The sequence below is a fragment of the Cellulomonas sp. P2_B4 genome (genome assembly GCF_056404795.1).
Map to the genome: position 1 here is coordinate 1 of NZ_JBFUDI010000096.1, position 548 is coordinate 548.

Annotated in this window: 2 protein-coding genes; both read left to right on the plus strand. The window is 65.7% G+C overall.

Going from position 1 to position 548, the window contains the following annotated elements; genetic code table 11:
- On the plus strand, window positions 1-180 hold a 180-nt coding region (locus tag AC1DZC_RS20285), incomplete at its 5' end, for a hypothetical protein (protein WP_477044541.1).
- A 37-nt stretch (window positions 181-217) separates the two neighbouring features.
- The coding region (locus AC1DZC_RS20290) for a hypothetical protein (protein ID WP_477044542.1) at window positions 218-548 on the plus strand (331 nt) is incomplete at its 3' end.

Genomic DNA, 548 nt, shown 5'->3' on the forward strand with positions numbered 1-548 from the left:
GTCCTGAACCGGAACGCGGTGGTGGAACTGCGGGTGCAGATCTCGCCCGCCGGCCTGTTGTCGATAGCTGCCATCGTCCTGGCCGGCGCGGTCGTCACCGGGGTCGCGATCCGGGAAGCGCGGCGGCCGGTGCTACCGCGCCTGAAGCGGGGCGGGGACGAAGGCGGGCTTCAGCGCTGAGTGGAAGATGGTCGACGCGTCACCAGCCCCCACCGACGTGAGCATCGTCAACGCGCTTGAGGCCGTCTACCACGCTTTCGAGGTTCCGGTGCCGTCAACGATCGAAGGGTGCCCCTGCTGCATCGCTACACGCGGCGTCGATATTTTGCTGACGACGCCGTTGCGCGACCTTACCGGCCAGGCGCTTTGGCGGTACGTCTCAGGCGTGTTCTACACGGTAGGTAGCGTGCAGGATTTCCGGTATTTCCTGCCGCGTATTCTGGACATATCGGTCAACGATCCGGGAAACGCCAACGGCCCCGAGATCGTGCTGGGAAAGCTGGGGCTGGCAAACTGGCAGACATGGTCCTCCCGCGAGCGGCGGGCGA